A 24,179-nucleotide genomic window follows, 5' to 3' on the forward strand; every position below is an offset into this window, starting at 1 on the left:
ATGCTATGCTGAGAACCTGCGTTAGTCCCACAGGCACATTTCGGGTCGGCCTGCACCAACCCAGCTATGCTGTTCGCAATCTGAGGAATCAAGATGTTTCTCTGCGCCTCGGCTCATTGCCTGACGGAACTGCGGTGGACAATCAGGCCAACTTCCCGCCCGGTGATGTCCAAGAACTGGAAGGCCGCTGGATTTACGAAATCCCCAATGCCTTTCCCTTTCACGGCGTAACCTATATTGATTCCGTCTGGGCAGCAGCGCGGGCCGAGAATCCGAGCATGATTTGCTTGGAGCCGCCTTCGGCTTGCTCGCTGTCGCAGTCCTTTGGTTTACAAGAGCGGCAGAGCATTCTCGACCGCCTGCCCATGCCGCTGAAGTATGCCCTGGCTGCTAACTCCACTGACCCTGACGAGTTGATGCTGCTGGCGCAAAGCTGCTGCCGGATGGAGTTTGACGGCAAAGGTCAGCCAATTGGCCTGAAATATCTGCGGCCTGGCAAGGCGGACATCGATGACTTCGAGCTGTTCGAGACCATTGCCAACAATCCGTATCTGCCTGATCAATATAAAGAGATCATGGTGCTGCGGCCCGGCGTGCAGGGCAACAGCGAGATCATCGGGCGGTTTGCGCAGGATGACACCCATGTGTTTGAGTACCTGCGCCGTAATTCCTATATTCCGTGGGGCCATTACGCGGCCAACATGGCCCATGATGCTGTCCGCTACCGCACATCTGATTTAACCTCGTCCGACATGCGCGGCCTGCGCCATCTTTATTATCAACGAATGATTGTTACTCTGGCCGGGCAGTTCGGCCTTCCTCTTGATCTGCCCAAACGCAGCCTGACGGAAGACGAATTGGAATCGCTGCGGAAACAGGTGCTGGCAGCAGAAGCGGAGAACGGCGGCCAGCATCCGGCCACGCTCTGGGGCTGGAATTTCGGCTACGATTTTTCCGGCTCCGGTTATCGTCTGCACGCCTCGCACCAAATGATTCATCAGCAGTACGCCATTGTGCCGGAGGAAGTCGAGCTGACAGACGGCGGCGCAATACCCAGCTACAGCTGCGGTGATCAAGTGGCGGAAGCAGTTGCGCAGTACGGCGGCGATTTCTTCCGCGACTACCTGCGCTGCATCCGCGAGAACGTGCGCACAGACAACGACCAGCAGAAAGAGCGCAGTTTGATTGTCCATGAAGATGAACATGTGCTGCTCTTTGTTCCAAAAGCGCAGACATCGCAGTGGGAATTGCAGCTCATGATCATTGCTGACGCAGACGGCCAGCCAGTGGGTAACGTGCTGGAGGCGGACGCAGCGGTGCGCACTTCGATAGATCAAGGCATTCTGCTCGCCCAGCATATTTTTGCCAAACTCAGAGCGCGGATGGTGACATCCCTTGAATACTCCAAGCGCATCGGCATTCGCAACGGCCAACGGCTGCTTTATGCCTTCCTGCCCAAGCTGCCGTGGTCAATGGGCGCGTTCAGCGAAGCGCAGCACCGCTACATCAGCAGTCATTTTCCAGAGGATTTTGCAGCGGCGTGCAGAAGGCAGATTTAAGTTTCGGTGATACAATAAAAACTATTTCCAATTGCAAGGAGGATATTACCATGAACAAGAGGATTTTTTCGGTTTGCGGCGCGGCGATGTTTCTTTCGCTGCTGGTGTCTTCGGCGTTTGGCTATGAGAAGGAGATTGAGCAGCTCTCCGCGCAAATGGCGCAGAAGATTGCTGGGAAAGGCAAGAAGACAGTGGCGGTGGTGGATTTCACCGATTTGGAAGGCAATGTGACACAGCTTGACAAGTTCATTGCTGAGGAGTTTTCGGTTGCGCTGGCAGGCGCGGGCAAAGGCTTACGGGTGATTGACCGCACCCATTTGAAGAGCATCATCAAGGAGAACAAGCTCTCGGCGACCGGCCTGATTGATCCGGCAACGGCAAGCAAACTGGGAAAGATTGCCGGAGTTGACGCGCTAGTGACGGGAACTCTGACACCTTTTGGCGATAATATGCGGCTGACGGTAAAAGTTTTGGATTCGGAAACTGCTGACATTATTGATTCTGCAAAAAGCAATTTTGCGAAGACGCAGGCGATTAATGATCTGATTGGGAAAGAGGTGTCACCTGTTACGCCACCACCGCCTCCAGCAAAGTCTACCTTCATAGTGGAAAAGGAGGGTGTTATATTTGAACTCCTTAGATGCAGAGCGAATGCAGCGAGAGTTACATGCTCATTGCTGATAACAAACAACGGAGAAGATAGAGATTTTACAATTGGAACGACAATCATATCTGAAACAAAAATGTTCGCGTATGGAAATGAATACCCACTATCAGAAATTCGATTAAATAATAAAATAAGTACAAGCCATATAAGGATTAGGTTTATCCAAGAGGCAAAAATAGAGGTAGATGTTAGTTTTGACAATGTACCGACTATATATTCAGATGAACCTATTCAGTTGTTAGAGATAACCGCATCTATCAATAGATACTTTAAAATTCCTTTCAGGAAAATTAGATTGTCAAAAAAATAATTATCTTGCAATGAATTCATTCATGCGTCGTGATACGTATCACGATTTGCCTAGATCGCGTAACCTTTTGCAGCGGCAGGGCAAGGTTCCCTCCCGCGCTGCGCATTGATTCATTGAAACACGGAAATGGAGCAGAATAACGGCAAACAATGGGACAAGAATTTTATTCTTGCCCTGCTTGCTTTCATAGTTGGCACAATAGTTGCGCTTGCAACTCCAGAGATTCGGCAATGTATTGGTCTGGAAGATAAGCCTGCGCCGGTTGAGCCTGTTGAAACGGAGGCAACTTCCGGCCCGTTTTCCGCAACGCTCCATGAAAATCAGCCACATTCCATTAAAGCGGCGAAAACAGATCTGTCTATTGTCTTCAATAAGGAACTCGGTATGGTCACGCTCACCATCGCGCCTGCTGGCAAGGAAGAAATCACTCTTCCAACAGTTGGCATCGGCAGCCAGGAGTTTGCCTCCTCAACAGGAGTTTTCCTTGTCCACGTCCTGAATGTGGATTGGAACAGCAGGACAGTCACGGTTCAGGTGAGCCGGAAACTATAAAGATGAAGCGGGGGAACGTCTCACTTCGTTTGCCACGTTTCACGCTTGAATCGTCGCAATTCACGCTTCAAGCGAGACGATTCACGCGTGAAGCATCCCGTTTTAAGCGTGAAGCAACATGATTCACGCGTGAACTGCTTTGGTTCACACGTAAACCGTCACGTTTCACGCTTAAAATGAGCCGATTGAAGCGTGAAACGACTTGGTTGAAGCGTGAATCACGATGATTGAAGCGTTATTCGCCCCGATTTAAGTGTAAATCAACTCGATTTAAACGTGAATCAGGGCGTTTCAAGCGGCGAATGCAACGTTTTCGGCGACGGATACGCCTAAAATCGTAACAAAAAATGGTGCGACATGATCACAAGGCACTTGCTGGAAAGAGAAACCTACGGATGCCTGCGGGATGATCCGATTGAACGCGGCGACCAAGGCGAGTACGAATTGCGAGAGGATATATACAATGATATGCTTGAGCTGCAAGAACGGAACGCTGCCGGGCAGCTTGAATTTCTGTCGCATAAAGAGGTCTGGAGTGCAGGCAAGGAGGAAACCTATGACAGCGCAGACTGAAACACTGAGCAGAATTCGTATCCTACGGGAGGTGTATCAGCAGGATTATCATTCTGCAATGGCTGATCGAGTGCTTGACAAACTGATTGATCTGGAACGCGGCAAGGCGCAGCGCGAGCTGAAGGAATACCGGGAAATCTTGGATTCTTTCGAGCAGCGGCATCAAATGCCGTCAGAGCTGTTCTATGAACGTTTTCAACGGGGAGAGATTGGCGACAATGCCGATTTTTTTGAATGGAGCGCAATGTATGACATCTGGCAGGCTGTTCAAGAACGATTGGCCAAACTCTCCGGTGCCTCTTTGCAATGAGTGCGCAGGACTGTCTTGAGCAAATCAAGGATAGGCTCATTTTGTCCAACGTGATCAATTCTCTTGTCGTCGTCACTGAACGCGCTATGGGCAGTCGCGGCTATTTTCGCGCCCGCATGACGCTTGCCAGCGGCGACTTTCTCGAAGTGTCGGAATATTTTCTTGCCGGGCCGGAGGGATGCTCGACGCTGGAATACCGCCATCAGTGGATGGACAGAACAAAGCAGCGGCTCATCAGACGGTGGGACAACGCCCGTCATTTTCCTGAGCTGACGAATTTTCCGCATCACATTCATGCAGGCAGCGAAACAGAGGTGATGCCCGGAAGAGTCATGAGCGTCATCGCGCTGGTTGACCTGCTTGAGGCCGAATTCATAAAGACTTTCAACAACAACACGCTATGAAAAAAGGATACTTCGGACAATGGGGCGGGGCGTTCATCCCGGAAGTGCTGCATCAAACCTTTGCCGAGCTGAACGCGGCCTATGAGGCGGCGCGGGCCGATGCCAGCTTTTGGCAGGAATACGTTGACCTGATGGCCAACTACTCCGGCAGGCCCACGCCGCTGACCTTTGCGGAAAACCTCTCCAATCAGCTTGGCGGGGCGCGGATTTACATCAAGCGCGAAGACCTCAACCACACGGGAGCGCACAAGGCCAATAACGTCATGGGCCAAGGGCTGCTGGTGCGGCGGATGGGCAAGAAGCGGGTCATCGCCGAAACCGGCGCGGGCCAGCACGGTGTGGCCACGGCGACGATGGCCGCCCGCTTCGGCTTTGCCTGCACGATTTACATGGGCGAAGAGGATGTTGCGCGGCAAAGACCCAATGTCTTCTGGATGGAGAAGCTCGGCGCGACCGTGGTGCCGGTGAAAGACGGCTCGCGCACCCTGAAGGACGCGATCAACGAGGCATTCCGCGACTGGGTGGCAAGCATGGACACGACGCATTACGTGCTCGGCACCGCCTGCGGGCCGCATCCCTTCCCGGAAATGGTGGCATGGTTTCAGTCGATCATCGGCCAGGAGGCGCGGCGGCAGATCATGGAGCAGCGCGGCGCAATGCCGGACAGAGTGTACGCCTGCGTCGGCGGCGGCTCAAATGCAATGGGCATTTTTCAAGGCTTCCTTGATCAAAGCGGCGTGGAATTAGTCGGCGTTGAGGCAGGCGGCAAAGGACTCGACACCGGCAAGCACGCCTCCCGCATGTTGAGCGACCGCGCTGCCGCAGGCGTGGCGCAGGGCTACAAAACCAAGTTCCTCCAAGACAGCGACGGCCAGATGCTCGACACGCATTCCATTTCCGCCGGGCTGGACTATGTCGGCATTTCGCCGATACTGGCTGATCTGGGCGAGAAAGGCCGAGTGCGCTTTGAGGCGGCCACAGATGACGAGGTGCTTGAAGCCCTCAAGCTGACCATGAAGACCGAGGGCATCATTCCGGCTTTGGAGTCTTCCCATGCCTTTGCCCAAGCGATCAAAGAAGCACCGCAGATGTCCCGCGAGCAGAGCATCATTATCAACATGTCAGGCCGGGGCGACAAGGACATATTCACCATCGCCCACGCCTTCAACGATCCGTCGTGGCAGGAGTTCATTGTCCGCCGGGCGGATGAATACCGGGGTAAATAGTCGCTCGGGAAGAAAGAGGGGAAAATACGAACGACATATTGCCAAAGAGCAGGATATGCGTTACACAGAGACTGCGCCAACGTTTTTGTCATCACGCTTTGCAGTTGAACCCTGACCGCAGCGGCCCGCCGCCTCTGCGTTGAGATTCCGGCACTCTGGCCTGTGCAAAATATGAGCGAAAAAAAATACACCCTCCTCATCATTGATGACATCATCGACAACCTGATGCTCCTGGGCGAGGCCATGTCGCCTGCCTACAAGATCAAGGTAGCGACCAGCGGGATGCAGGGGCTGGAGTTGGCTGTGCAGGAGCCGCTGCCGGATTTAATCTTGCTGGACATCATGATGCCAGGCATGGACGGCTACGAGGTCTGCCGCCGCCTCAAGGCTAATCCTCTGAGCAAGCACATCCCGGTGATCTTTCTCAGTGCCTTGGATAAGGAGAGCGACGAGCTGCAAGGGCTAGATGCTGGTGCCGTTGATTTCATTACCAAGCCCTTTAAGCTGGAGATTGTCCGCGCTCGGATCGCCACCCAGATTGAGCTGCTGCGAATGCGGCAGCAGCTTCAGACGGCGCGTTTGCGGGCCGAGGCTGCCTCGCAGTCTAAATCAGTCTTTCTCGCTAACATGAGCCATGAGATCCGCACGCCGATGAGCGCGATCATGGGCATGACTGATTTGGCTCTGGAAAAGGCAGTTGATCCCCAGCAGCGCAGCTATCTGGAGACTGTCAAGCTGTCTGCGGACTCGCTGCTCTCCCTGATCAACGACATCCTCGACTTTTCCAAGATCGAGGCAGGGCAGATGGAGCTGGACGTACATCCCTTCCTGATTGCCGAAGCAGTCGAGGCGGCTGTCCGCACAGTGTCGGTGTTGTCGAAAGAGAAAGGCCTGGATATCCTCGTTGACATCGCGCCTACTGTCCCAGCTATGGTCAAAGGTGACAGTCTCCGTTTCCGCCAGATCATTCTCAATCTCCTCAGCAATGCCATCAAGTTTTCTGAGAAAGGCCCTATCCGCATCACTGTCACCCTGGAAAAATTTGGACTCGAGACAGTTGCTGTGCGTGTGGCCGTGATTGACCAAGGTATTGGCATTAAGCCAGACAAAATCTGTTCGGTCTTTAGTGCCTTCTCGCAGGCAGATAGCTCGGTCTCGCGCAAGTTTGGCGGCACGGGACTAGGCCTTGCTATCTGCCGCCAACTCTGCGAACTGATGGACGGTATGATTAGCGTTAAAAGCGAGTACGGTAAAGGCACGACCTTCACCTTTATCGTCATCTTTAGCCTCACCGCTCAGGAACTACCGCAGAAGAAAGCAACTACGATCTTAGAGGAAATCAGGGTGCGACCCGTGCGCATTCTGCTCGTCGAGGACAACCCGGCCAACCGCTTCTTGCTCCGAGTAGTCCTAGAGAAGCACCAGCATCAAGTAACCGAGGCCATCGACGGCATAGAAGCCCTGCATATCCTGCTGGAGGATGACAGCTTTGACCTGATTCTCTCTGATGTCCAGATGCCTCGACTCGATGGCTATAGCCTGACCCAGCTCATCCGCTGCTGCGAGCAGGGCGAGGAGCTGGATGAAGAGGTTGCAGACCGACTTGAAGCCAGCCTTGTTGATCGTTTGCGCAACCGCCTGCATGGTCGGCACAGACTCGTCATTGCCATGACCGCCAATGCCATGAGCGGCGACCAGGAGAAATGCTTTGATGCAGGCATGGACGATTATTTGACCAAGCCTATCGACAAAGAGCAGCTCGCCGCCACCCTGCGCCGTTGGCTGCCAGCTGGATGAGCTGCGCAGTCGCTCTTTTTTTGGGCAAGACCCAACTTCAAAGACTCTCCGAGGTATCCTGGGATTAATCTTTTTCTTCGATTAGCCCTCTAACTGTTCCTTTCTTGCTCGCTGGCAAAGGAGTTGTATTCGGCAGAAAAGGAGTTCGGCTTGGCCAAACTGCTTTCTTGCCGAGTTGCAGAGGAGTTTTGCCGACTCCAACTCCTTTCCTAATCGGCAAGATTCCTTTGCGGCCTACCAAAACTCCTTTGGTACTCGGCCAAACTCCTTGCCTGCCGAATACAACTCCTTGCCAAGTCGGCAGAACTCCTCTGTTGCCAAGGCAAACTCCTTTGCCAGCGAGCAAGAAAGGAATGTAGGCTGGATTGCCATGCTCCATCATCAGGCAAGGATTTCTCCTTCTGCTCATGCGAAGTCTTGGCCTACCATACTGACAAGGCTATGATAAAAGGCTTGCTTTTCTGAGAATGATCACGTAAAAGGAAAGGATAGAGGAGCTTTACAGCTCAGTTCTGACAGCTTTTGCTGATTCATCCCCTGCTCTGCTCCAGAGATAAATCCACTTGCTTTACAAGATTGCTGACGTATTCATCCGCTGTATCTGGTTTGTCTTGATGGCAAGAAGAGCAAACACTATGAGACAAGAGGAAAATCGAATGCGTAAATATATCCAGTATAGTTGTGTAAGTATTTTGCTGTTGTCCTCTCCGGCTGCTGCTCTTGCGGCACAAGAGGTCTTTCAAACCAGCGAGCCTATCTATCGGCAACGAGTGATGCTTGCTTCTTACCCAACTGATCCGCCTAATGACACCGACTGGTTAGCAAGTTGCGATAAAGTTGGAGTCGCGAGTATCCAATGCGCATTTAATAATGCCCGAACCGCTGAAAATACCATGCTAAACACAGCACTGCCCATGCTCTCCTTACCTGATCAAGCTACCTGGGATGCAATGAGTGATGGTGAGAAAGCTCTCTGGTTGATCAACCGAGAACGCCTTGATCGAGGCGTGGATGCTCTGCATGGTATTGAAAGCAATGTGACAGGCGTAGCTCAGTATTATGCTCAATATCTGCTCACCAATAATAAGTGGGGACACTCAGAGGATGGAAGAGATCCTTGGGAACGGTTAGCAGACAATCCAGCCATTGGTGCCTGCTCTGACTTCCTGAATATCGCCGAAAACCTGGCGGTATTTATGACGACTGGCAATAGTATCCCTTTGCCTGTGGAGCGGTCAGTGTATGGATGGATGTATGATGACAGTACTAGTGATTGGGGGCATCGTCATGCCATACTTTGGTATCCCTACGATGATAATTCTGGTACTGCTGGGAAGGAAGGCTTCTTGGGGATTGGCCGATACTCAGGGCCATATACAGATTGGAATTCTAAAGATTGGAATTTTGCTCAGATGATCGTGATGAATGTCTTTGATCCCTGTGCAAGTTGGAGTTATCCGCCCCAAGGCCCTGAGATAGACAGTCAAGGTAATAATACCTCTATTTCCAATGGGGATAGCACCCCAAGTGCTACTGATCATACCCACTTTGGTTATACGGCAGTCAATACACCTGTAAGCCGTACCTTTACGCTTGCCAATACTGGTGATGCAGATTTAACTCTCACTCTGCCCATCGGTTTAACTGGAGGAGAGTGTCAGGGCTTCAGCATTACGACCCAGCCTGCAACCTCTGTTGTCGCAGCCCAGGGAACAACCACGTTTACTGTTCAATATACACCAAGCAATCCTGGTGATAGTAATACCTGCACAGTCAGCATTACCAATGACGACAGCGACGAGAACCCATACACCTTTGTTATTCGGGGAGCAGAAGGTATCGAACAAGGAGCTGAAGGGCTTATCCCGACGTATCGTTTGCTGCTGTAAGGTTGACCCGCGTTCGCAAATGGACATCAAAGCGGATGTTGGTACCGAGAATAGAATGGGAAGGACGCAGGTCAGCCAGGTAAGGTGCTCTCACTGGTCGCTTGATCACGACTCGGTTGCCGACTGACAGGGCTGCACTGAGGAGGAGCTGATCAGCAGAGGGATCTGCCGTAGCCAACAACTGGAGGAGCTGGAGTTCCTTCTTGACTAAGGCGGACTTGCGTCGCTCTGGGAACATAGGGTCGAGGTAGATTACCTCGACCTGTTCATTCCGTACCTGGAGAGCGCGCAGAAACGTGACCGCATCGCCAACCGTGAGCTGGATACGGGCGGCGATGTTCATCGTTTCTGGGTACAACCGAGCACGTGCCAAACCATCTGCCAGGAGAGCAGCAATCACAGGCTCCTGCTCGAATAGATGGACCTGACAGCCTGCTGTGGCCAGTAAGAAGCTGTCGCGGCCTAGCCCACCCGTAGCATCAATCACCGCAGGTTTTGCTCTCCCTTTACAGCCAACAGCCTTGAGTAACAGCTCCTTGCCTGTTTGCTGTCTGCGAAAGACCGCTGCTCCGCTTGTGAAATCCACCCGGACACTGCCTGTCATGTTGGGATCATCTAGCTTGAGTAACTCAAGCCCTCTGCTACTGCACCGCAGCAGAAGCTGATGTTGCTCTCCAGGCTGTGCTAAAGGGAGCTGGAGCCTGAGAGCCAACTCTTCAGCCTGAGCAAGCAGCGCAGGATCTGCGCAGGTCACAGCAAGGTTAGATAGAGACATAGCAAAACCAGCCCACATTTGTGCATTGATATTTCATGAGCTGCACTGTATCATGGGCAGGCTTGTTTTCATAGCACAGGAACCGAGAAAGGGAACCTATTCATGAGCCAAACCCAGCCTGGCGTGACAGCCATTATCCCAGCTCGCTGGCGATCTAACCGTTTTACGGGCAAGCCACTCGCCCTGATTGCAGGCAAACCCATGATTCAACATGTGGTTGAGCGTGCCCAGCAGGTGCCTCTCCTAACACGGGTGATTGTCGCTACCGATGACGAGCGTATCGCCAAGGCCGTAAGTGCATTTGGCGGCACAGCAGTCATGACCCGGCCTGATCATGTCTCAGGTACGGATCGTCTGGCTGAGGCCGTAGAACTCCTTGGTCTAGCAGAAACCGAGGTGGTGGTGAACATTCAGGGTGATCAGCCTTTATTCCCAGCAGAGGTGGTTGAACAGGTAGCCCGGCCTCTTTTGGATGATCTTAGCCTGCCTATGGCGACCCTGATCTACAAGATCACCAGACCAGAAGAGATTGCTGACCCGAATCACGTCAAAACGGTCTTTGATCGCCAGGGCAACGCGCTCTACTTCTCTCGTTCGCCGATCCCCTTTCAGCGGAACCCAGAGGATGGTACGCCAATCTATTACAAGCACCTAGGCTTTTACGCGTACCGTAAGGATTTCCTTCTCAGCTTTGTCGCCTTACCCGAAGGAGAGTGGGAGCGATTTGAAAAGCTGGAACAGCTGCGTGCCTTAGAGTATGGCTACCGGATCAAGGTAGTTCTGACAGAGCATGACTCGTTAGAGGTCGATACGCCCCAGGATGCCTTGCGGGCTGAGGCAGAGCTACTGAAGGTCGCAGTTCACTCATCATAAAAAGATAATGAAGAACAAGATTACCATCATCGGTGCAGGCAATGTTGGTGCGACTGCCGCTCATTGGGCCTTGAGCCGTAGATTAGGCAACATAGTCCTCCTTGATGTTATGGAAGGTATTCCGCAAGGCAAGGCCCTGGACCTTTGGCAAGCTGGGCCGCTTGATGGCTATGCTGGTACAGTCCTGGGGAGTAATGACTATGCCGATTCAGCCAACTCAGATTTGGTGATCATCACTGCAGGCTTGGCTCGCAAACCAGGGATGTCTCGCGATGATCTCCTGGCTAAGAATGTGGCCATTGTCAAGACCTGTGCGGAACAGGCGGTACGTTATTCACCCAACTGTTTCATGATCGTGGTCACTAACCCGATTGATGCGATGGTCTATACGGCCTTCAAGGCCTCTGGCTTGCCCAAACATCGGATTATCGGCATGGCAGGCGTGCTTGACTCAGCCCGCTACCGTACCTTTTTGGCGCAAGCCTTGGGTGTGGCTCCGGTTGATGTCAGTGCGTTAGTGATGGGTATTCATGGCGACAAGATGCTGCCCTTGGTACGCTTGGCAAACGTTGGCGGTGTGCCAGTCAGCAGCCTCCTACCTGCGGAGAAGATCGCGGAGATCGTGCATCGTACCCAGCATGGCGGTGGCGAGATTGTCAATCACCTGAAAACCGGCAGTGCCTTCTATACTCCAGGCCTTGCCGCCATTGAGATGGCTGAAGCCGTGTTGTGCGACAGCAGGCGGGTGATGCCCTGCGCAGCCTATTTGGATGGCGAGTTCGGCATTGCTGGCTGCTTCCTCGGCGTGCCAGTGGTGTTGGGCGAAAAAGGCGTAGAACGCATCCTCGAATTTGAGTTGACTGAGGATGAGCAACAAGCTCTCCAGGAATCGGTCGTGGCAGTGCGGCAGCAAATGGCAGAGACCGGGCTTTAATCTTCCTGCGGTAATCAGAAGCAGCCTTGCTGCTCCTTTCGGGTACATCTCGATAGCCTGTCGGGACATGCTCGATAGCCTGTCGAGACACTCTCGATAGCCTGTCGAGATATTCTCGACAGGCTGTCGGGGATATGCTCGATAGCCTGTCGAGATATTCTCGATAGCCTGTCGAGTTCCACTTTCGACAGCCTGTCGAGATATTCTCGATAAGCTGTCGAGGAAAGCATGGCAGGACGGTGGATCAGCCGCCCTTGCGTAACTCTGGGATGACTGATGGCGCAAAACAGGATCAGCTTCCTGCAGGAGGTCTTGCAGGGACTCACGACAAAGCGGTTTGCCCCCTTGGACTTCCTCGGCAAAGGCAGCTTGCCGGAGCGGGTGCTTGCCCTAACCCTGGGTGAGGAAGCACCGCCGGGTGTGCCAGGCTGTGCCCGTGAATGGCAGCAGCTGGCTGAGGGACTGCGGGGTGTTGAAGTCAGCGGCCTGCGTGTGGTGGTATTAGGTGGCGGCACTGGCCTATCCAAGGCCGTGGGTGGCGACTCCCGGCGACCTGAGTGGCGGCAGAATCCTTTTACTGGTCTCAAGGAGATATTTCCGCATCTCTGTTCATTGGTCTGTGTGACTGACGACGGCGGCTCGACCGGTGAGATGCTCAAGGATTTTCCGCTCATCGGCCTTGGCGACCTGCGCCATGTCCTCCTCGCCTCAGTGCGCAGCATCAATCTCAAGAATCAGTATCATCTCAATCCCGCCCAGGCAGCAGAGGTTGCGGCCCTTTTGCATGGGATCTTTAATCTCCGCTTTACCGTGCCGCCAGAATCTGCCGAGCAGCTCTGGAAGAAGAGTGGCACAGCCCCAGAACGGCTGCCCGCACCAATGGCAGGGTATTTGTCTGACCTGATGCGGCGGCTGTTCACGGATCAGCGGATGAAAGCAGCTCTCCAGCGGCCCCAGTGTCTGGGTAATCTGTTGATTGCCGCAGCAGTCTATGGCAAGCTGCCTTCGTTCTTCCGCACTGCCGAGTTGATTGCCAATCAGAAGCGGCTGCAACATGCGGTGCTAGAGGGCATCTCTGATCTGGCCTTAGCCATTGGTGCTGGCCGGAATGCAGTGCTCCCCTGCACAGTCACGCCGGCCCAGCTCCAGGTGCTGTACAGCAACGGCGTGCAGGTCACAGGCGAAGCCAAGGCTGGTTTAGCTGAACGTGGCTGGCCAGTCGAACAGGTCAGTGTCCGTTTTGTCGAAGAGCCGCTACTGCCAGATGAAGCTGCGGATCAGCTCCGCCGGGCCGATATCATCATCCTTGCACCGGGGAGCCTCTACACCTCGATCATCCCCATCTTACAGGTACCTGGCCTAGCCGAGCTGATCCGTAGCAGCAGCGCAATGAAGCTCTTGGTGGCCAACATCTGGGTGCAGCAAGGCGAGACCGATGCCACCCTGGATGTACCGGAGAAGCGTTTCCATGTCTCCGACCTTATCCGGGCCTATGACAGCAACATTCCCGGTGGCATCCAAGGCCTGTTCTCGCATGTCCTCACCCTTGATCTGGCAGACATCCCTGGCTCAGTACTGCAAAACTACGCCATTGAGAAGAAGGAACCGATCTATGTTGATAGCGAGCAGGTACGCGCTCTCGGCTTTGAGCCGGTGCAGGCCCGCATCTTCTCCCGCGAACTGCTGCGACAGGAGAACATTGTCCAGCATGACCCTGCGGCCCTTGCCCTGGCGGTGCGGGCACTTTGGGGCCTGAGGGCAGGTGGCTTCCTGATCTCCCCGCTGCCACCGACCTTCCGGGCTAAACCTGTCCATTCCGGTACGGTGAGTATCTGCCCTGACCGACTCCTGCCCTGTATCCGCCACGAAGAGATCAGCCGGATTGTCAGCAACCTGAATTTCCGCCAGATCAGCCTGCTCACTGAACAGCCTAAAGAGCTAGAGCCTAGCGAGCGGGACCAGCTCATCGCTGCGGTTATCGAGATCATCTGGCGACACCCGGACATCCATCCTGCCCATCTCGGGGCAGTGCGGGGCATCAGCTTGGTCAGCTCGGCCCGTTGGAGTCGCAGCCAGCAGTGGGACAACATCTTTTCTTTTTACGACCCGGAAGACGGCTGCCTGAAGATTCGCCAGGATCAGACTGAAGACGCAGCTCGCCTGGAAATGCCGCTGCTGGTGGCTATCGGCCAGTCGCTGCTTGGCAACTATTGTGCGGAGAAGCACTTAGAGCCAATCTTCTTCCAAGAGCGGCAAATCGGGCGGATTTACTGGCTGACTGTCCGTGATCAGCAGGATTTGAACGGCTTTCTCAGCAGTGAGCAGCTTGACGCATACCTCCAGCTCGCCCAGATGTCGCGACCTGACCGGCGGAAGCGGCTCTACGCCCGTACAGTCAACGGTGAAGATGGCTTCCTGCCGCCTGGCCTCCTCTTCGGTCTCCTCTTTGCCTGGTATCTGGACAACCGCTTTGCCCCCAGCATCGACCGCATGATGTCAATGATGAAAAGCGGCACCTCTGCTTTAGTTGCCAAGCAGGCAGAAACTGTGCGCAGACAGGAAAAACAGATCGCTTTTTTCCGCGAGCATGTTTTTCGCAGCCGGATTTCATAAAAAATGCGCTATAATGCTCTCCAGAAGGTGCATGAGGAGCTAACGGTGGTGTTTTCAGAGGGGAGATACATGAAAAAAATTTTGATCATAGATGATGACGAGCAGATTCTCTCACTGCTCGTCCGCTCAGTAGAAGTAGCAGGCTTTGCTGCCTTTGCTGCCGTGAATGGCCGCGAAGGCCAGCGCTTGCTCGACAAACAGCCTTTTGAGTTGGTGATCACCGATCTCATCATGCCGGAGAAAGAAGGCATGGAAACCATTAGCTACATCAGGAAACACTTTCCTGAGACGAAAATTATCGCCATTTCCGGCGGCGGTCGGATCGGCCCAGAAACTTATCTCCCTGCCGCCTTAGAGTTGGGTGCTGATTTGGCCTTTGCCAAGCCTTTTTCCATCGATGACCTGATCGTTGCCATCAGGAAGCTACTGGATATTCAGTGAGCAAACAGGACCGTCGGCCTCCGGTCTTTCCTTTTTCTCATGAGTATTATGTCTCGCACGCCTGCGCCGGAGGCTTCCTTCGTTGATCTGCTCTGCCCAATTTTTCACCGCTTCCGTTTCCGCCTCCTCTTTGGCCTCATCGCCCTGTTGGCCAGCGATCTGCTCCATTTCACCCTGCCGCGCTATCTGAAAATCGGGGTAGATGAGCTGGCCCAAGGCATAGCTACCCAGCAGCGGCTGTTCGTGCTGGCGTTATATATCCTCCTGACCGCAGCCAGCACAGGCGTACTCCGTTATAGCTGGCGCACCCTGCTGATTGGCTTTTCTCGACATCTGGAAACTACCTTGCGCGACCAGCTGATCGCCCATGTTCTCAGCATGGATCAGACCTTTCTGGATCGCCGTCCACCAGGCGAGATCATGGCCCATGCCAGCAACGATCTCAGCGCGGTGCAGCTGGCTTTTGGCATGGGACTGGCCGCTGCCGCTGATGTGGTGGTCATGTCTATCGTTGCCGTGCTGTTTATGCTCCAGATTAGCCCGCAACTGACGCTGACTGCCGCCCTGCCCTTGCCCTTGCTGGCCCTCAGCACCTTACTTCTCTCCCACGCGCTGCACCGCCGTTTTGAACGGGTGCAGGCCCAATTCAGTCTGCTCACCGAATTCGCCCGCAATACCCTCATTTCCATCCGGCTGATCAAGGGTTATACGAGAGAGGAACAACAAATCAGCGAGTTTGGCCAGTTAGGCCGGGATTATGTCGCCTTTAACATCCGAGCAGCAGTAATCCAAGGCTTGCTGTTGCCGGTAGCAATGCTGACTGGCAGCCTTGGCACCCTGTTGGTACTCCATTCTGGCGGCCAAATGGTGATCAGCCAGGTTATCACCCTCGGTGAATTCGTGGCCTTCATCAGTTACTTCGCCATGCTCTCCCTGCCATTGGCTACGGTGGGCTGGTCAACAGGTATTATCCGCCGTGGACTGACCTCGTTGGCCCGTATCAGCCGTCTCTTGGCTGCCGAATCCGCTGTCAAAGCCAGCTTACATCCTACGCCGCAGACCAGCATCCTGCAAAGTCGTCCGCACCTTTCTTTGCGCCACCTCAGCTTTGTCTATCCCGGCACCATCACGCCTGCCTTGCGCGACATAGATCTGGAAATCGGCCCAGGCATCCTTGGCATCAGCGGTAGAACCGGTTCTGGCAAATCAACGCTCTGTCGCCTGTTGGTGAGACAGTATCCAGTCGTGGAAGGCAGCTATTTCTTTGCCGGTCATGACGTGAATCAGCTCGAACTCAACCTGATCTGGCAGTGTATCAGCTACGTTGACCGAAACACCTCCCTCTTTTCCGGGACAGCAGCGGAGAACATCAGCCTTGCCAAATCCGATGCCTCACTCGAAGAGATTATGGAGGTAGCGCGACTGGCCGCAGTCCATGATGAAATCATGGCTATGTCAGACGGCTACGAAACTAGGCTGGGAGAAAAGGGGCTGCGGCTCTCTGGCGGCCAAAAGCAGCGGCTTGCCATCGCCCGCGCCCTGCTTGCTGACCGCCCCATCCTGATTGTCGATGATGCGTTGTCGGCTTTAGACGCAGAAACTGCCCAGCAAGTCTTTGCCGCCCTCCGTACCAAGCAACGGGGCAAGACCCTGATCATCGTTTCCCACCATGTTCAGCTTCTCGCCCATGCCGACTACATCTTGCTCTTAGATCAAGGCCGAATTAGCGAACAAGGCAGCCATGCCCAGCTCCTCGCGCACAGTCCGTATTACCGACCACTTGGATAAGCTCAAGCAACGTTTCTTAACGACTCAGAACAACTCCTTGCTGGCTCGTTTACCAACACGTTTGGCTGGGCAGAAAAGGAGTTTGGCCGACTCACCAAGAGTTATGGCTAAACAAGAGGAGGTTGTTGCTTGATAACAACTCTTTCTTGCCGAGTAACAACTCTTAGTGGCTCAACAACAACCTTTTGTTGCTTAACAAGAGAAGGTTCTTGCTCGGCAGAAGAAGGTTGTAGCTAAACAACAACTCTCTTCGGCTCGACCAGAACTCTTTGTTGCTTAACCACAACCTTTTGTTGCCAAGCAAGAGAAGGTTGTGGCTCGGCAGCAGAAGGTTCTTGCTTAACCACAACTCTTGCTTATTGAGCCAAACTCGTTGGTAAACGAGCAAGAAACGTGACCAAGCAGGCCAAAACAGGTTGTTATCCGCTGCAACCTGATAACTGGAAAGAAATCTTTTCAGGAAACTAGGGGATACTGATGCGCCATTTCGGCTATTTTGAGGAAGGGAAAGCCAGACGAGTCTCTGACTTCCGTCTGTGGAAACGAATCTTCGGCCAATGCGGTTCCTATCGAGCCAACATCGCTTGGAGTGCCTTGCTCTCTCTGTTGGCCACAGGCGCAGCCCTTGCCCAGCCGCAACTCCTCCAGTTTGCTATTGATGCCTTCATGACAACGGCGGGCGCAGATGTTGAGCGGCTGCATGGTCTGCTGCACATCGCCCTGCTCTACGGTTTGGCTGCGGCTGTGGCCTTTGCCGCAGGCTTTGGCCAGGTAGTGGCGATGGAATACATCGGCCAATCAGTCATGCACCAGCTGCGCAGCGACCTTTACCGCCATTTGCTTTCGCTTGATCTTGCCTTTTTCCATGCCCATCCTGTCGGTCGCCTAGTAACCCGGCTGACCAACGACATTCAGAATATGAATGAGATGTTTTCGCTGGTCATGGTCACGCTTTTTAACGATCTGCTCAAGCTGTTCGGGATTCTCGCGGCCCTGTATCTGATCAATGTCCGGCTTGCCTTGATCATGACCGTCTTTCTGCCGCTGTCGCTGTTGATTACCCTGTTTTTCTCCCGAATTGCCCGCGATGGCTTCCGAGGTATCCGCAGTCAATTGGCCGTGGTCAACGCTTTTTTGCAAGAGGTATTGTCCAACGTGGGGATTCTTCAGCTTTATGGCCGAGAAGCAGACAGCATGGCCAAGTTTCGCGAGCTGAATGGGGTTTATCTGGAGCGTAATTTGCGCCTAATCCGGCTGTTCGGGGCCTTTATGCCCTTGACGGAATTCATTGCAGCTCTGGCCATGGCGACCGTGCTTTGGTACGGCGGCGGTGAAGTCCTGCAAAGCCATCTTACCTTGGGTGAGCTGACCGCTTTTCTTATCTACATGCGCCTTTTTTTCCAGCCCATGCAGGAAATCGCCCGCAAATACTCGGTCGTCCAGTCTGCGTTGGCCTCAGCAGAGCGGATTTTTGAGCTGCTCGACATCTCTGGCCGCATTATCGAACCTGCCATCCCCTTAGACGGGGAGCGCATCAAGGGCGATATCCGCTTTGAGCAGGTCAGCTTTGCCTATCAGAAAGAGGAGGAAAACGGCAAGGAACGGGCAGTGCTGCACGAGGTTGATCTACACATCAAAGCTGGAGAAACCATCGCTATCACCGGCCCTACAGGCGCAGGCAAGTCAACTCTGGTCAGTCTGTTGGTGCGATTCTACGATCCGGCCTCAGGCAGAATTTTGCTCGACGGCCATGACCTGCGTGAATTTGCCCCGCAAACCCTGCGCCGCAAGATTGGTCTGGTGCTGCAAGACCCGCTGATTGAGCCAGACACCGTGCTGGCCAATATCCGCCAAGATACCGGCCTGAATCGGGCAGAAATCTACCAAATTCTTGTCCGCACCGGCTTGGATGCCTTTGTTGCCAAGCTGCCGCAAGGCTTGGACACGCGCATCGGCGAGGGAGGCCTTGATCTCTCTGCCGGCCAAAAGCAGCTCGTGGCCTTTGCCCGCGTCCTGTGTCGTAATCCAGCGGTGTTAATTCTCGACGAAGCAACTTCCTCGGTTGATAGAGAGGTCGAGTTGCTGCTCGAACAGGCTGTGCAAACCGGTTTTGGCGGCAGAACCCTCCTGGTAATCGCGCACCGCCTCTCCACAGTTCGCCGGGCCGACCGAATTGCGGTCTTTGCGCAGGGCAGATTGGTTGAACTGGGCAGTCATGCGGAGTTGCTGGCGCGGCAAGGGCTTTATGCCGAACTGACAGAGGCTGACCTCTGTCGCCAATCTGGTCGTTCCACCTGATTTCTCTTGCGAACGCAAGTCTAATAACCTTTTACTGGCAACCCGCAGGTGGTAAAATTACTTTTATTTCTGTTGACACTGCGCTAGCCGTAATGCTATATTTCACCGCTTAATTGGCCTACGCCAATTTTATTCACCTTCTCGCTCTCCCAAAGGAATCAGCGAGGGCCAATATGACCACGAGGAGGAATTATGCGTCATTACGAAGTAATTTGGATCATGCGCCCAGGTGCGGGCGAAAATCAGTTTACAGAAATCATCGACCGCACAGCAGCTATTATCACCAATGATAAGGGTACAGTAATCGATACCAATCGTTGGGGCTTCAAAAAGCTCGCTTACGACATCAAAAAGGAGTCGCAGGGCTATTATGTCTATATGAATTTCGCTGCTCCTGGAACCACTGTCAATGAGATGGAGCGTATATTCCGCATTGATGATCGGATTCTGCGCTATCTGACCATCAAGCTGGCCGACACGATTGACGCGGCAGGCATTGAGAAGGAAAAGGAACGAATCGCTGCATTAGCAGCAGCACAGGCTGCCGAGGCCGAGGGTAAAGATGGTGGCGATGCGGAAAGCGGTATCGCCGCAGAACTCGAAGACGACTCGGAAGAGCTGTCCTGATTTGCCGTCTGACTTCATAATTTCCAGGAGACACTAACCATGACTGCTCCCAAGACCAAAAAAGTGTTCCATCGTCGTAAGGTATGTAGATTCTGCGCTGACAAGCAACAGGGCGTTGATTATAAAGATGTGAAGGTTCTCAGAAATCTTGTCACAGAGCGCGGCAAGATCGTGCCCAAACGGATATATGGCACTTGCGCCCGCCATCAGCGGCAGCTGACCGAGGCAATCAAGCGTGCCCGACATCTGGCCTTACTGCCCTATTCAGGTACCGTACAATACTAAATCCGGCTTCAAGAAGCAGCAGTGGCTTTTTTGCGCAGGCGGTTCAGCAGGCAGGAGTTGTTTCTCCTCCAGACGCTGCTGATCGCAGCGTGCTTTTTTCTGCCTGCCACCTTCCCGCTGTTGTTCTTTTGGCTGGATCTATTGTTGGCTGGGTCTGTTTTCATCCTTCTGCAAATAGCGAAAGAGGAAGAGCCGGGCCGGGCATTAGGGAATGGGCTGCTCGCAGCGGGGTTGGGAGTTTTTCTGCTGGGGGAGCCTGCCGTATTTGTTTTTTCCTTGACCATGTTGCCCTTAGGTTGGAGCTTGCATCGCAGCGCAAATACTGGCTTGTCTCCGGCAGCAGCAGGTGGTGTAGGGCTTATCATCCTGAGTTTGACGTGGCTGGTTTTCTGGCTTATGTATGGTATCGTCACGAAAACCAATCCATATAGCAGTTTGCAGGTTTCGTTGGACAACTCTCTTGTCCAGGTCGGAGAGGCATACCGCATGGGCGCAGATTTACCGCTAGAGCTAGTGCGTGATCTAAAGATCATGATAGCATGGATGCGCCGGATCTTGCCAGAAGTGCTTCCTGGCCTGTTAGCTGGCTGTGTGTTGTTGATCGTCTGGCTCAATCTGGTAATCGGCAACGGTTTGCTTCGTCGCCTCTGGCCAGACAAGGCGGTCTGGCCAGAATACCGATGCTGGCGGTTGCCAGAGATGCTGATCTGGCTACTCATTACAGCTACTATCCTGGCACTACTCGGCAGTGGCTGCTTGGCTCAAATAGGGTATTCGCTGACCGTGGTTGTGGTACTGTTGTACTTCTTTCAAGGTGCGGCGATTTTCGCCCATCTTCTACATCGCTGGCATGTTTCGGTGTTTTGGCGGGTAGTTTTATACTTTTTTGTGGCGGTTCAGGGATACGGAATGCTATTGCTAACGGTAACTGGCGTAGCAGATACGTGGGCTGATTTCCGCAGGTTAAATAGCCTGTAGGCCATATAGCTATTACTGAATAAGGATCAAATCATGGAAATCATATTAAGAAAAACCATCGACACTCTAGGCCGCGAAGGCGAGGTCGTGAACGTCAAACCCGGCTACGCCCGTAATTTTCTTATTCCGCAGAATTTGGCGACAGTCGTGAACAAGGTTAGCTTGGCCCGGCTTCAGAAGGAGCAGGCTGCCATTGCCAAGCGTCTGGCTGAAGAGAAGAAAAACGCTGAGGCTCTGGCAGCCAAACTAGAGAATCTGACGGTGGTCTTAGCCCGCAAAACCGGCACTGAGGGCCGATTGTTCGGTTCTGTCACGAACGGAGACATCGCCGAGCAGCTGGGCAAGCTGGGCATCACAGTGGACCGCAAGGCCATCATCCTAAAAGAGCCTATTAAGAGCATCGGCGAGAGCAAAGTCGTGGTCAAGGTTGGCTACCAGATGACCTCAGAGATCACGGTGCAGGTGACACCGGAGATGGTGGCAGAAGAGGCGTAAGACTTTTTCTGTTTCTCTTTCCGCAAGATGCTGCGGCGCACTGCGCCGCAGTCATTTTTTGCTCTGCCTCCTCTTGCTGCGGGCAGGCGGCAGTCCAAAAACACCGCTATGCCTGACCATCCAGCCGCCTTTCCCTTCCGCAGTAGCCCGTCCGTTCCGGTAGTAGGTCGTATGCCGCCTCAGAATGTAGAGGCGGAACAGGCCTTACTCGGCACCATTCTGCTTCAGGACAAAGCCTTGCTCAAAATTGTTGAGCTGCTCCAGCCTGAAGATTTTTACCGCGATAGCCACAAAGTCCTCTTTGATGCGTTAGTCACTCTGTTCGAGCGGCAGGAACCGCATGACGTGATCACTGTCACCAATTATCTCCGCGACCAAAATCGGCTGGAGAAGGCAGGCGGCGCGGTTTATCTCACAGAACTGACGCAGGTGATCCCCTTTACCGGGATGTTGGTCCATCACGCCAACATCATCCGCCAGAAGGCTGTCCTGCGTAGGCTGATCCAGACCAGCACCGAGTTAGCCGCCCGCTGTTACGATGCGCAAGGAGACATTGACGCATTGGTTGACCGGGCAGAGCAGGCCATCTTTGAAGTAGCTCAGTCCCGCAAAAAGCAGGGCTTTCAGCCGATGAGCAAGATCGTGCCCAAGGCTTTCGACCGGGTGACGCGGCTCTCCGAGCGCAGGGAGCACGTTACCGGTGTAGCCACGGGATACGAGGAATTGGATCGAATGACCGCTGGGCTACAGCCGTCGGATTTGATCATTCTGGCGGCAAGACCCGCAATGGGCAAGACCAGCTTGGCCATGAACATCGTACAAACAGCAGCGGCGATCAACAAAGTGCCCACGGCAGTGTTTAGCTTGGAGATGTCCGCAGAGCAACTTGCCCTGCGGATGATCTGCTCAGTGGGGCGGGTGGATGCGCAACGTATCCGCACCGGCCATCTCTTCAAAGAGGACTGGCCAAAGCTGACCAGGGCGACCGGAATCCTGAGCGAGGCCCCGATTTACATCGACGATACCGCTGGTCTGACTGTCTTGGAAATGCGGGCCAAAGCCCGGCGGCTTAAGGCAGAGCATGATCTGGGCCTTGTGGTGGTGGATTACCTCCAGCTCATGCAAGGCCGCTCTGGCAGCGAAAATCGGAACCAGGAAATCAGCGAGATCTCCCGCTCACTCAAGGCAATGGCGAAAGAACTGGATGTGCCGGTCATTGCCCTTTCCCAGCTCAACCGTAGCCTGGAGAGCCGCACGGACAAACGGCCTATGATGTCGGATTTACGGGAATGCGTGACCGGTGATACCTTGGTCATGTTGGCTGATGGCCGCCGCGTTCCTGTCCGTGATTTAGTTGGCCAAAGGCCGTCCGTCATTTCGATGAATCCAGAAGGACAGATAGAGTGCTCAACCGCTGAAATGGTCTGGTCTGTCGGCAACAAGGAGATTGTGCGGATTCAATTTGCCAGTGGACGCAGTCTGCGCTGTTCCAAGGAGCATCGTCTGCGCTCGTTGACAGATTGGCAACAGGCCTACGATCTCCAGCCCGGCGATCGCGTCGCTCTCACCCGCCGCCTGCCGGAGCCTGTGCAACCGGTTTTTTGGCCGGAACACGAAATCATCCTGCTGGCGCATTTGGTTGGCGATGGTAGCTATGTCAGCCATCAGCCACTGCGCTACACCACAGCCAGCGAGGAAAACAGCCTGGTAGTCACAGAAGCGGCCCAGGCTTTCGGTTCCGCTGTTAACCGGCATAAAGGCCGAGGGAATTGGCATCAGTTAGTCATCAGCGGTAATGGCAATCGCTGGCATCCGGCAGGAGTAGGCAAGTGGCTTAAAGAGCTTGGCATCTTCGGTCAGCGTTCCCATGAGAAACATCTGCCAGCAGGCGTGTTCCAACTGCCCAAGGAACAGCTTGCCCTTTTTCTGCGGCATCTCTGGGCAACTGACGGTAGCATCACTGTCAATGCAAAAGAAAAACGTCCGCGCATCTATTTCTGCACTGCCAGTGAGCTATTAATCCGTGATGTCGCGGCCCTGCTTTTGCGTTTCGGGATTGTGGCCCGTATCAAGCGGATAAGCACCAAGGCAAGTCCGCAGGGCTGGTTCACCGCTGATGTTTCTGGGGTAGAGCAGCAGCGCATTTTTCTGCGGGAAATCGGCGCGTTCGGCCCGCGCAAGGAACCTGCCGACAGAGCAGCAGCTATGATTGAACATACGGTCAGCAACACCAATGTGGATACGCTGCCGAAAGAAGTGTTCACGTACATCCGCGAACAGATGCGGCTAAAAAACATCAGCTTACATAAAATGGCAATAATGCGCGGCACAGCATGCAACGGAAAAGCAAGTTTCAACTTCGCCTCTTCCCGTGCAACTGTGTTGAATTATGCCGAACTGCTAGATGATGACTGGCTTCGTGAAATTGCCCGCACTGACCTGTTCTGGGACAAAATTATCTCCATTGAACCGGCAGGCGAAGAAAAGGTATTTGACCTGACTGTGCCTGGCAATGCCTGCTGGCTGGCAGACGGCATAGTCAGTCATAATTCGGGAGCAATTGAACAGGATAGCGACGTTATTCTGTTTATTTACCGAGACGAGGTATATAACAAGTCCCCGGACAACCCCAACAAGGGCATGGCCGAGGTGATTGTCGGAAAGCAGCGCAACGGGCCGACCGGGATGATCAAGCTGACCTTCCTCGGTGAATACACCATGTTTGAGAATTACAGCAATCTGGAGCCGCCCTGCGGGGCTTCATTTGGTTGAAACCAGGTTGCCG

The 24,179-nt window shown here is 53.8% G+C and carries 22 protein-coding genes; 20 read left to right on the top strand and 2 right to left on the bottom strand.

Features of this window, described 5'->3' with window-relative positions; genetic code table 11:
* Nucleotides 1-5: 5 nt before the first annotated feature.
* The 8 genes from ACNKIB_RS10030 to ACNKIB_RS10065 all read left to right on the top strand — a co-directional run bounded on the left by ACNKIB_RS10030 (nucleotide 6) and on the right by ACNKIB_RS10065 (nucleotide 7,398).
* Complete coding sequence (locus tag ACNKIB_RS10030) at nucleotides 6-1,559, top strand: hypothetical protein (RefSeq protein ID WP_417910411.1); 1,554 nt, start codon at nucleotides 6-8, stop codon at nucleotides 1,557-1,559.
* Between the two features lie 50 nt (nucleotides 1,560-1,609).
* The gene (locus tag ACNKIB_RS10035; protein ID WP_417910412.1) at nucleotides 1,610-2,536 is read left to right on the top strand and encodes a FlgO family outer membrane protein; all 927 of its coding nucleotides are present in this window, start codon (nucleotides 1,610-1,612) and stop codon (nucleotides 2,534-2,536) included.
* Nucleotides 2,537-2,662: 126 nt separating this feature from the next.
* Nucleotides 2,663-3,088, top strand: coding sequence for a hypothetical protein (locus tag ACNKIB_RS10040; protein ID WP_417910413.1), 426 nt, complete (start codon nucleotides 2,663-2,665; stop codon nucleotides 3,086-3,088).
* Nucleotides 3,089-3,445: 357 nt separating this feature from the next.
* Nucleotides 3,446-3,661, top strand: coding sequence for a hypothetical protein (locus ACNKIB_RS10045; protein WP_417910414.1), 216 nt, complete (start codon nucleotides 3,446-3,448; stop codon nucleotides 3,659-3,661).
* Nucleotides 3,645-3,971, top strand: a complete 327-nt coding sequence (locus tag ACNKIB_RS10050) for a hypothetical protein (RefSeq protein WP_417910415.1) — start codon at nucleotides 3,645-3,647, stop codon at nucleotides 3,969-3,971. Before ACNKIB_RS10045 ends, ACNKIB_RS10050 begins: the two co-directional genes overlap by 17 nt.
* Nucleotides 3,972-4,021: 50 nt before the next feature.
* On the top strand, nucleotides 4,022-4,375 hold the full coding sequence (locus ACNKIB_RS10055; protein ID WP_417910461.1) for a toxin-antitoxin system TumE family protein: 354 nt from the start codon (nucleotides 4,022-4,024) through the stop codon (nucleotides 4,373-4,375).
* The gene (gene trpB / locus ACNKIB_RS10060; RefSeq protein WP_417910416.1) at nucleotides 4,372-5,601 is read left to right on the top strand and encodes a tryptophan synthase subunit beta; all 1,230 of its coding nucleotides are present in this window, start codon (nucleotides 4,372-4,374) and stop codon (nucleotides 5,599-5,601) included. The genes ACNKIB_RS10055 and trpB overlap by 4 nt, the downstream gene beginning before the upstream one ends.
* Nucleotides 5,602-5,772: 171 nt before the next feature.
* Nucleotides 5,773-7,398: a response regulator gene (locus ACNKIB_RS10065; RefSeq protein WP_417910417.1), complete on the top strand. Its 1,626-nt coding sequence runs from the start codon at nucleotides 5,773-5,775 to the stop codon at nucleotides 7,396-7,398.
* Between the two features lie 234 nt (nucleotides 7,399-7,632).
* Here ACNKIB_RS10065 and ACNKIB_RS10070 read toward each other — a convergent pair whose 3' ends face one another.
* On the bottom strand, nucleotides 7,633-7,770 hold the full coding sequence (locus tag ACNKIB_RS10070) for a hypothetical protein (RefSeq protein WP_417910418.1): 138 nt from the start codon (nucleotides 7,768-7,770) through the stop codon (nucleotides 7,633-7,635).
* Between the two features lie 284 nt (nucleotides 7,771-8,054).
* Here ACNKIB_RS10070 and ACNKIB_RS10075 point away from each other — a divergent pair, with 284 nt between their 5' ends.
* Nucleotides 8,055-9,287 carry a choice-of-anchor D domain-containing protein gene (locus ACNKIB_RS10075; RefSeq protein WP_417910419.1) on the top strand — a complete coding sequence of 411 codons (1,233 nt, stop codon included), beginning with the start codon at nucleotides 8,055-8,057 and terminating at the stop codon, nucleotides 9,285-9,287.
* On the opposite strand, the gene ACNKIB_RS10080 is transcribed toward ACNKIB_RS10075, so the two are convergent.
* Nucleotides 9,259-10,062 carry a class I SAM-dependent methyltransferase gene (locus tag ACNKIB_RS10080; protein ID WP_417910420.1) on the bottom strand — a complete coding sequence of 268 codons (804 nt, stop codon included), beginning with the start codon at nucleotides 10,060-10,062 and terminating at the stop codon, nucleotides 9,259-9,261. The genes ACNKIB_RS10075 and ACNKIB_RS10080 overlap by 29 nt on opposite strands.
* A 102-nt stretch (nucleotides 10,063-10,164) precedes the next feature.
* Between ACNKIB_RS10080 and kdsB the strand changes: the two genes are divergently transcribed.
* The 11 genes from kdsB to ACNKIB_RS10135 all read left to right on the top strand — a co-directional run bounded on the left by kdsB (nucleotide 10,165) and on the right by ACNKIB_RS10135 (nucleotide 24,166).
* Entirely contained in the window at nucleotides 10,165-10,935 is a 771-nt protein-coding gene (kdsB, locus tag ACNKIB_RS10085) for a 3-deoxy-manno-octulosonate cytidylyltransferase (RefSeq protein WP_417910421.1), read from the top strand.
* Nucleotides 10,936-10,939: 4 nt separating this feature from the next.
* On the top strand, nucleotides 10,940-11,869 hold the full coding sequence (mdh, locus tag ACNKIB_RS10090; RefSeq protein ID WP_417910462.1) for a malate dehydrogenase: 930 nt from the start codon (nucleotides 10,940-10,942) through the stop codon (nucleotides 11,867-11,869).
* 312 nt (nucleotides 11,870-12,181) lie between these two features.
* Complete coding sequence (locus tag ACNKIB_RS10095) at nucleotides 12,182-14,482, top strand: gluconeogenesis factor YvcK family protein (RefSeq protein WP_417910422.1); 2,301 nt, start codon at nucleotides 12,182-12,184, stop codon at nucleotides 14,480-14,482.
* A 69-nt stretch (nucleotides 14,483-14,551) separates the two neighbouring features.
* Nucleotides 14,552-14,923 carry a response regulator gene (locus ACNKIB_RS10100; RefSeq protein ID WP_417910423.1) on the top strand — a complete coding sequence of 124 codons (372 nt, stop codon included), beginning with the start codon at nucleotides 14,552-14,554 and terminating at the stop codon, nucleotides 14,921-14,923.
* A gap of 48 nt (nucleotides 14,924-14,971) precedes the next feature.
* Entirely contained in the window at nucleotides 14,972-16,711 is a 1,740-nt protein-coding gene (locus ACNKIB_RS10105; RefSeq protein ID WP_417910424.1) for an ABC transporter ATP-binding protein, read from the top strand.
* Between the two features lie 477 nt (nucleotides 16,712-17,188).
* Nucleotides 17,189-19,009, top strand: coding sequence for an ABC transporter ATP-binding protein (locus tag ACNKIB_RS10110; RefSeq protein ID WP_417910425.1), 1,821 nt, complete (start codon nucleotides 17,189-17,191; stop codon nucleotides 19,007-19,009).
* 192 nt (nucleotides 19,010-19,201) lie between these two features.
* Nucleotides 19,202-19,636 carry a 30S ribosomal protein S6 gene (gene rpsF / locus ACNKIB_RS10115; protein ID WP_417910426.1) on the top strand — a complete coding sequence of 145 codons (435 nt, stop codon included), beginning with the start codon at nucleotides 19,202-19,204 and terminating at the stop codon, nucleotides 19,634-19,636.
* 39 nt (nucleotides 19,637-19,675) lie between these two features.
* On the top strand, nucleotides 19,676-19,921 hold the full coding sequence (gene rpsR, locus ACNKIB_RS10120) for a 30S ribosomal protein S18 (RefSeq protein ID WP_417910427.1): 246 nt from the start codon (nucleotides 19,676-19,678) through the stop codon (nucleotides 19,919-19,921).
* 21 nt (nucleotides 19,922-19,942) lie between these two features.
* Nucleotides 19,943-20,899: a DUF2232 domain-containing protein gene (locus ACNKIB_RS10125; protein ID WP_417910428.1), complete on the top strand. Its 957-nt coding sequence runs from the start codon at nucleotides 19,943-19,945 to the stop codon at nucleotides 20,897-20,899.
* A 33-nt stretch (nucleotides 20,900-20,932) separates the two neighbouring features.
* Nucleotides 20,933-21,394, top strand: coding sequence for a 50S ribosomal protein L9 (gene rplI, locus ACNKIB_RS10130; protein ID WP_417910429.1), 462 nt, complete (start codon nucleotides 20,933-20,935; stop codon nucleotides 21,392-21,394).
* Between the two features lie 108 nt (nucleotides 21,395-21,502).
* Nucleotides 21,503-24,166, top strand: a complete 2,664-nt coding sequence (locus tag ACNKIB_RS10135) for a replicative DNA helicase (RefSeq protein WP_417910430.1) — start codon at nucleotides 21,503-21,505, stop codon at nucleotides 24,164-24,166.
* Nucleotides 24,167-24,179: the final 13 nt, after the last annotated feature.

Source organism: Candidatus Electronema sp. PJ, assembly GCF_048287395.1.
In the GTDB taxonomy this organism is placed as follows: domain Bacteria; phylum Desulfobacterota; class Desulfobulbia; order Desulfobulbales; family Desulfobulbaceae; genus Electronema.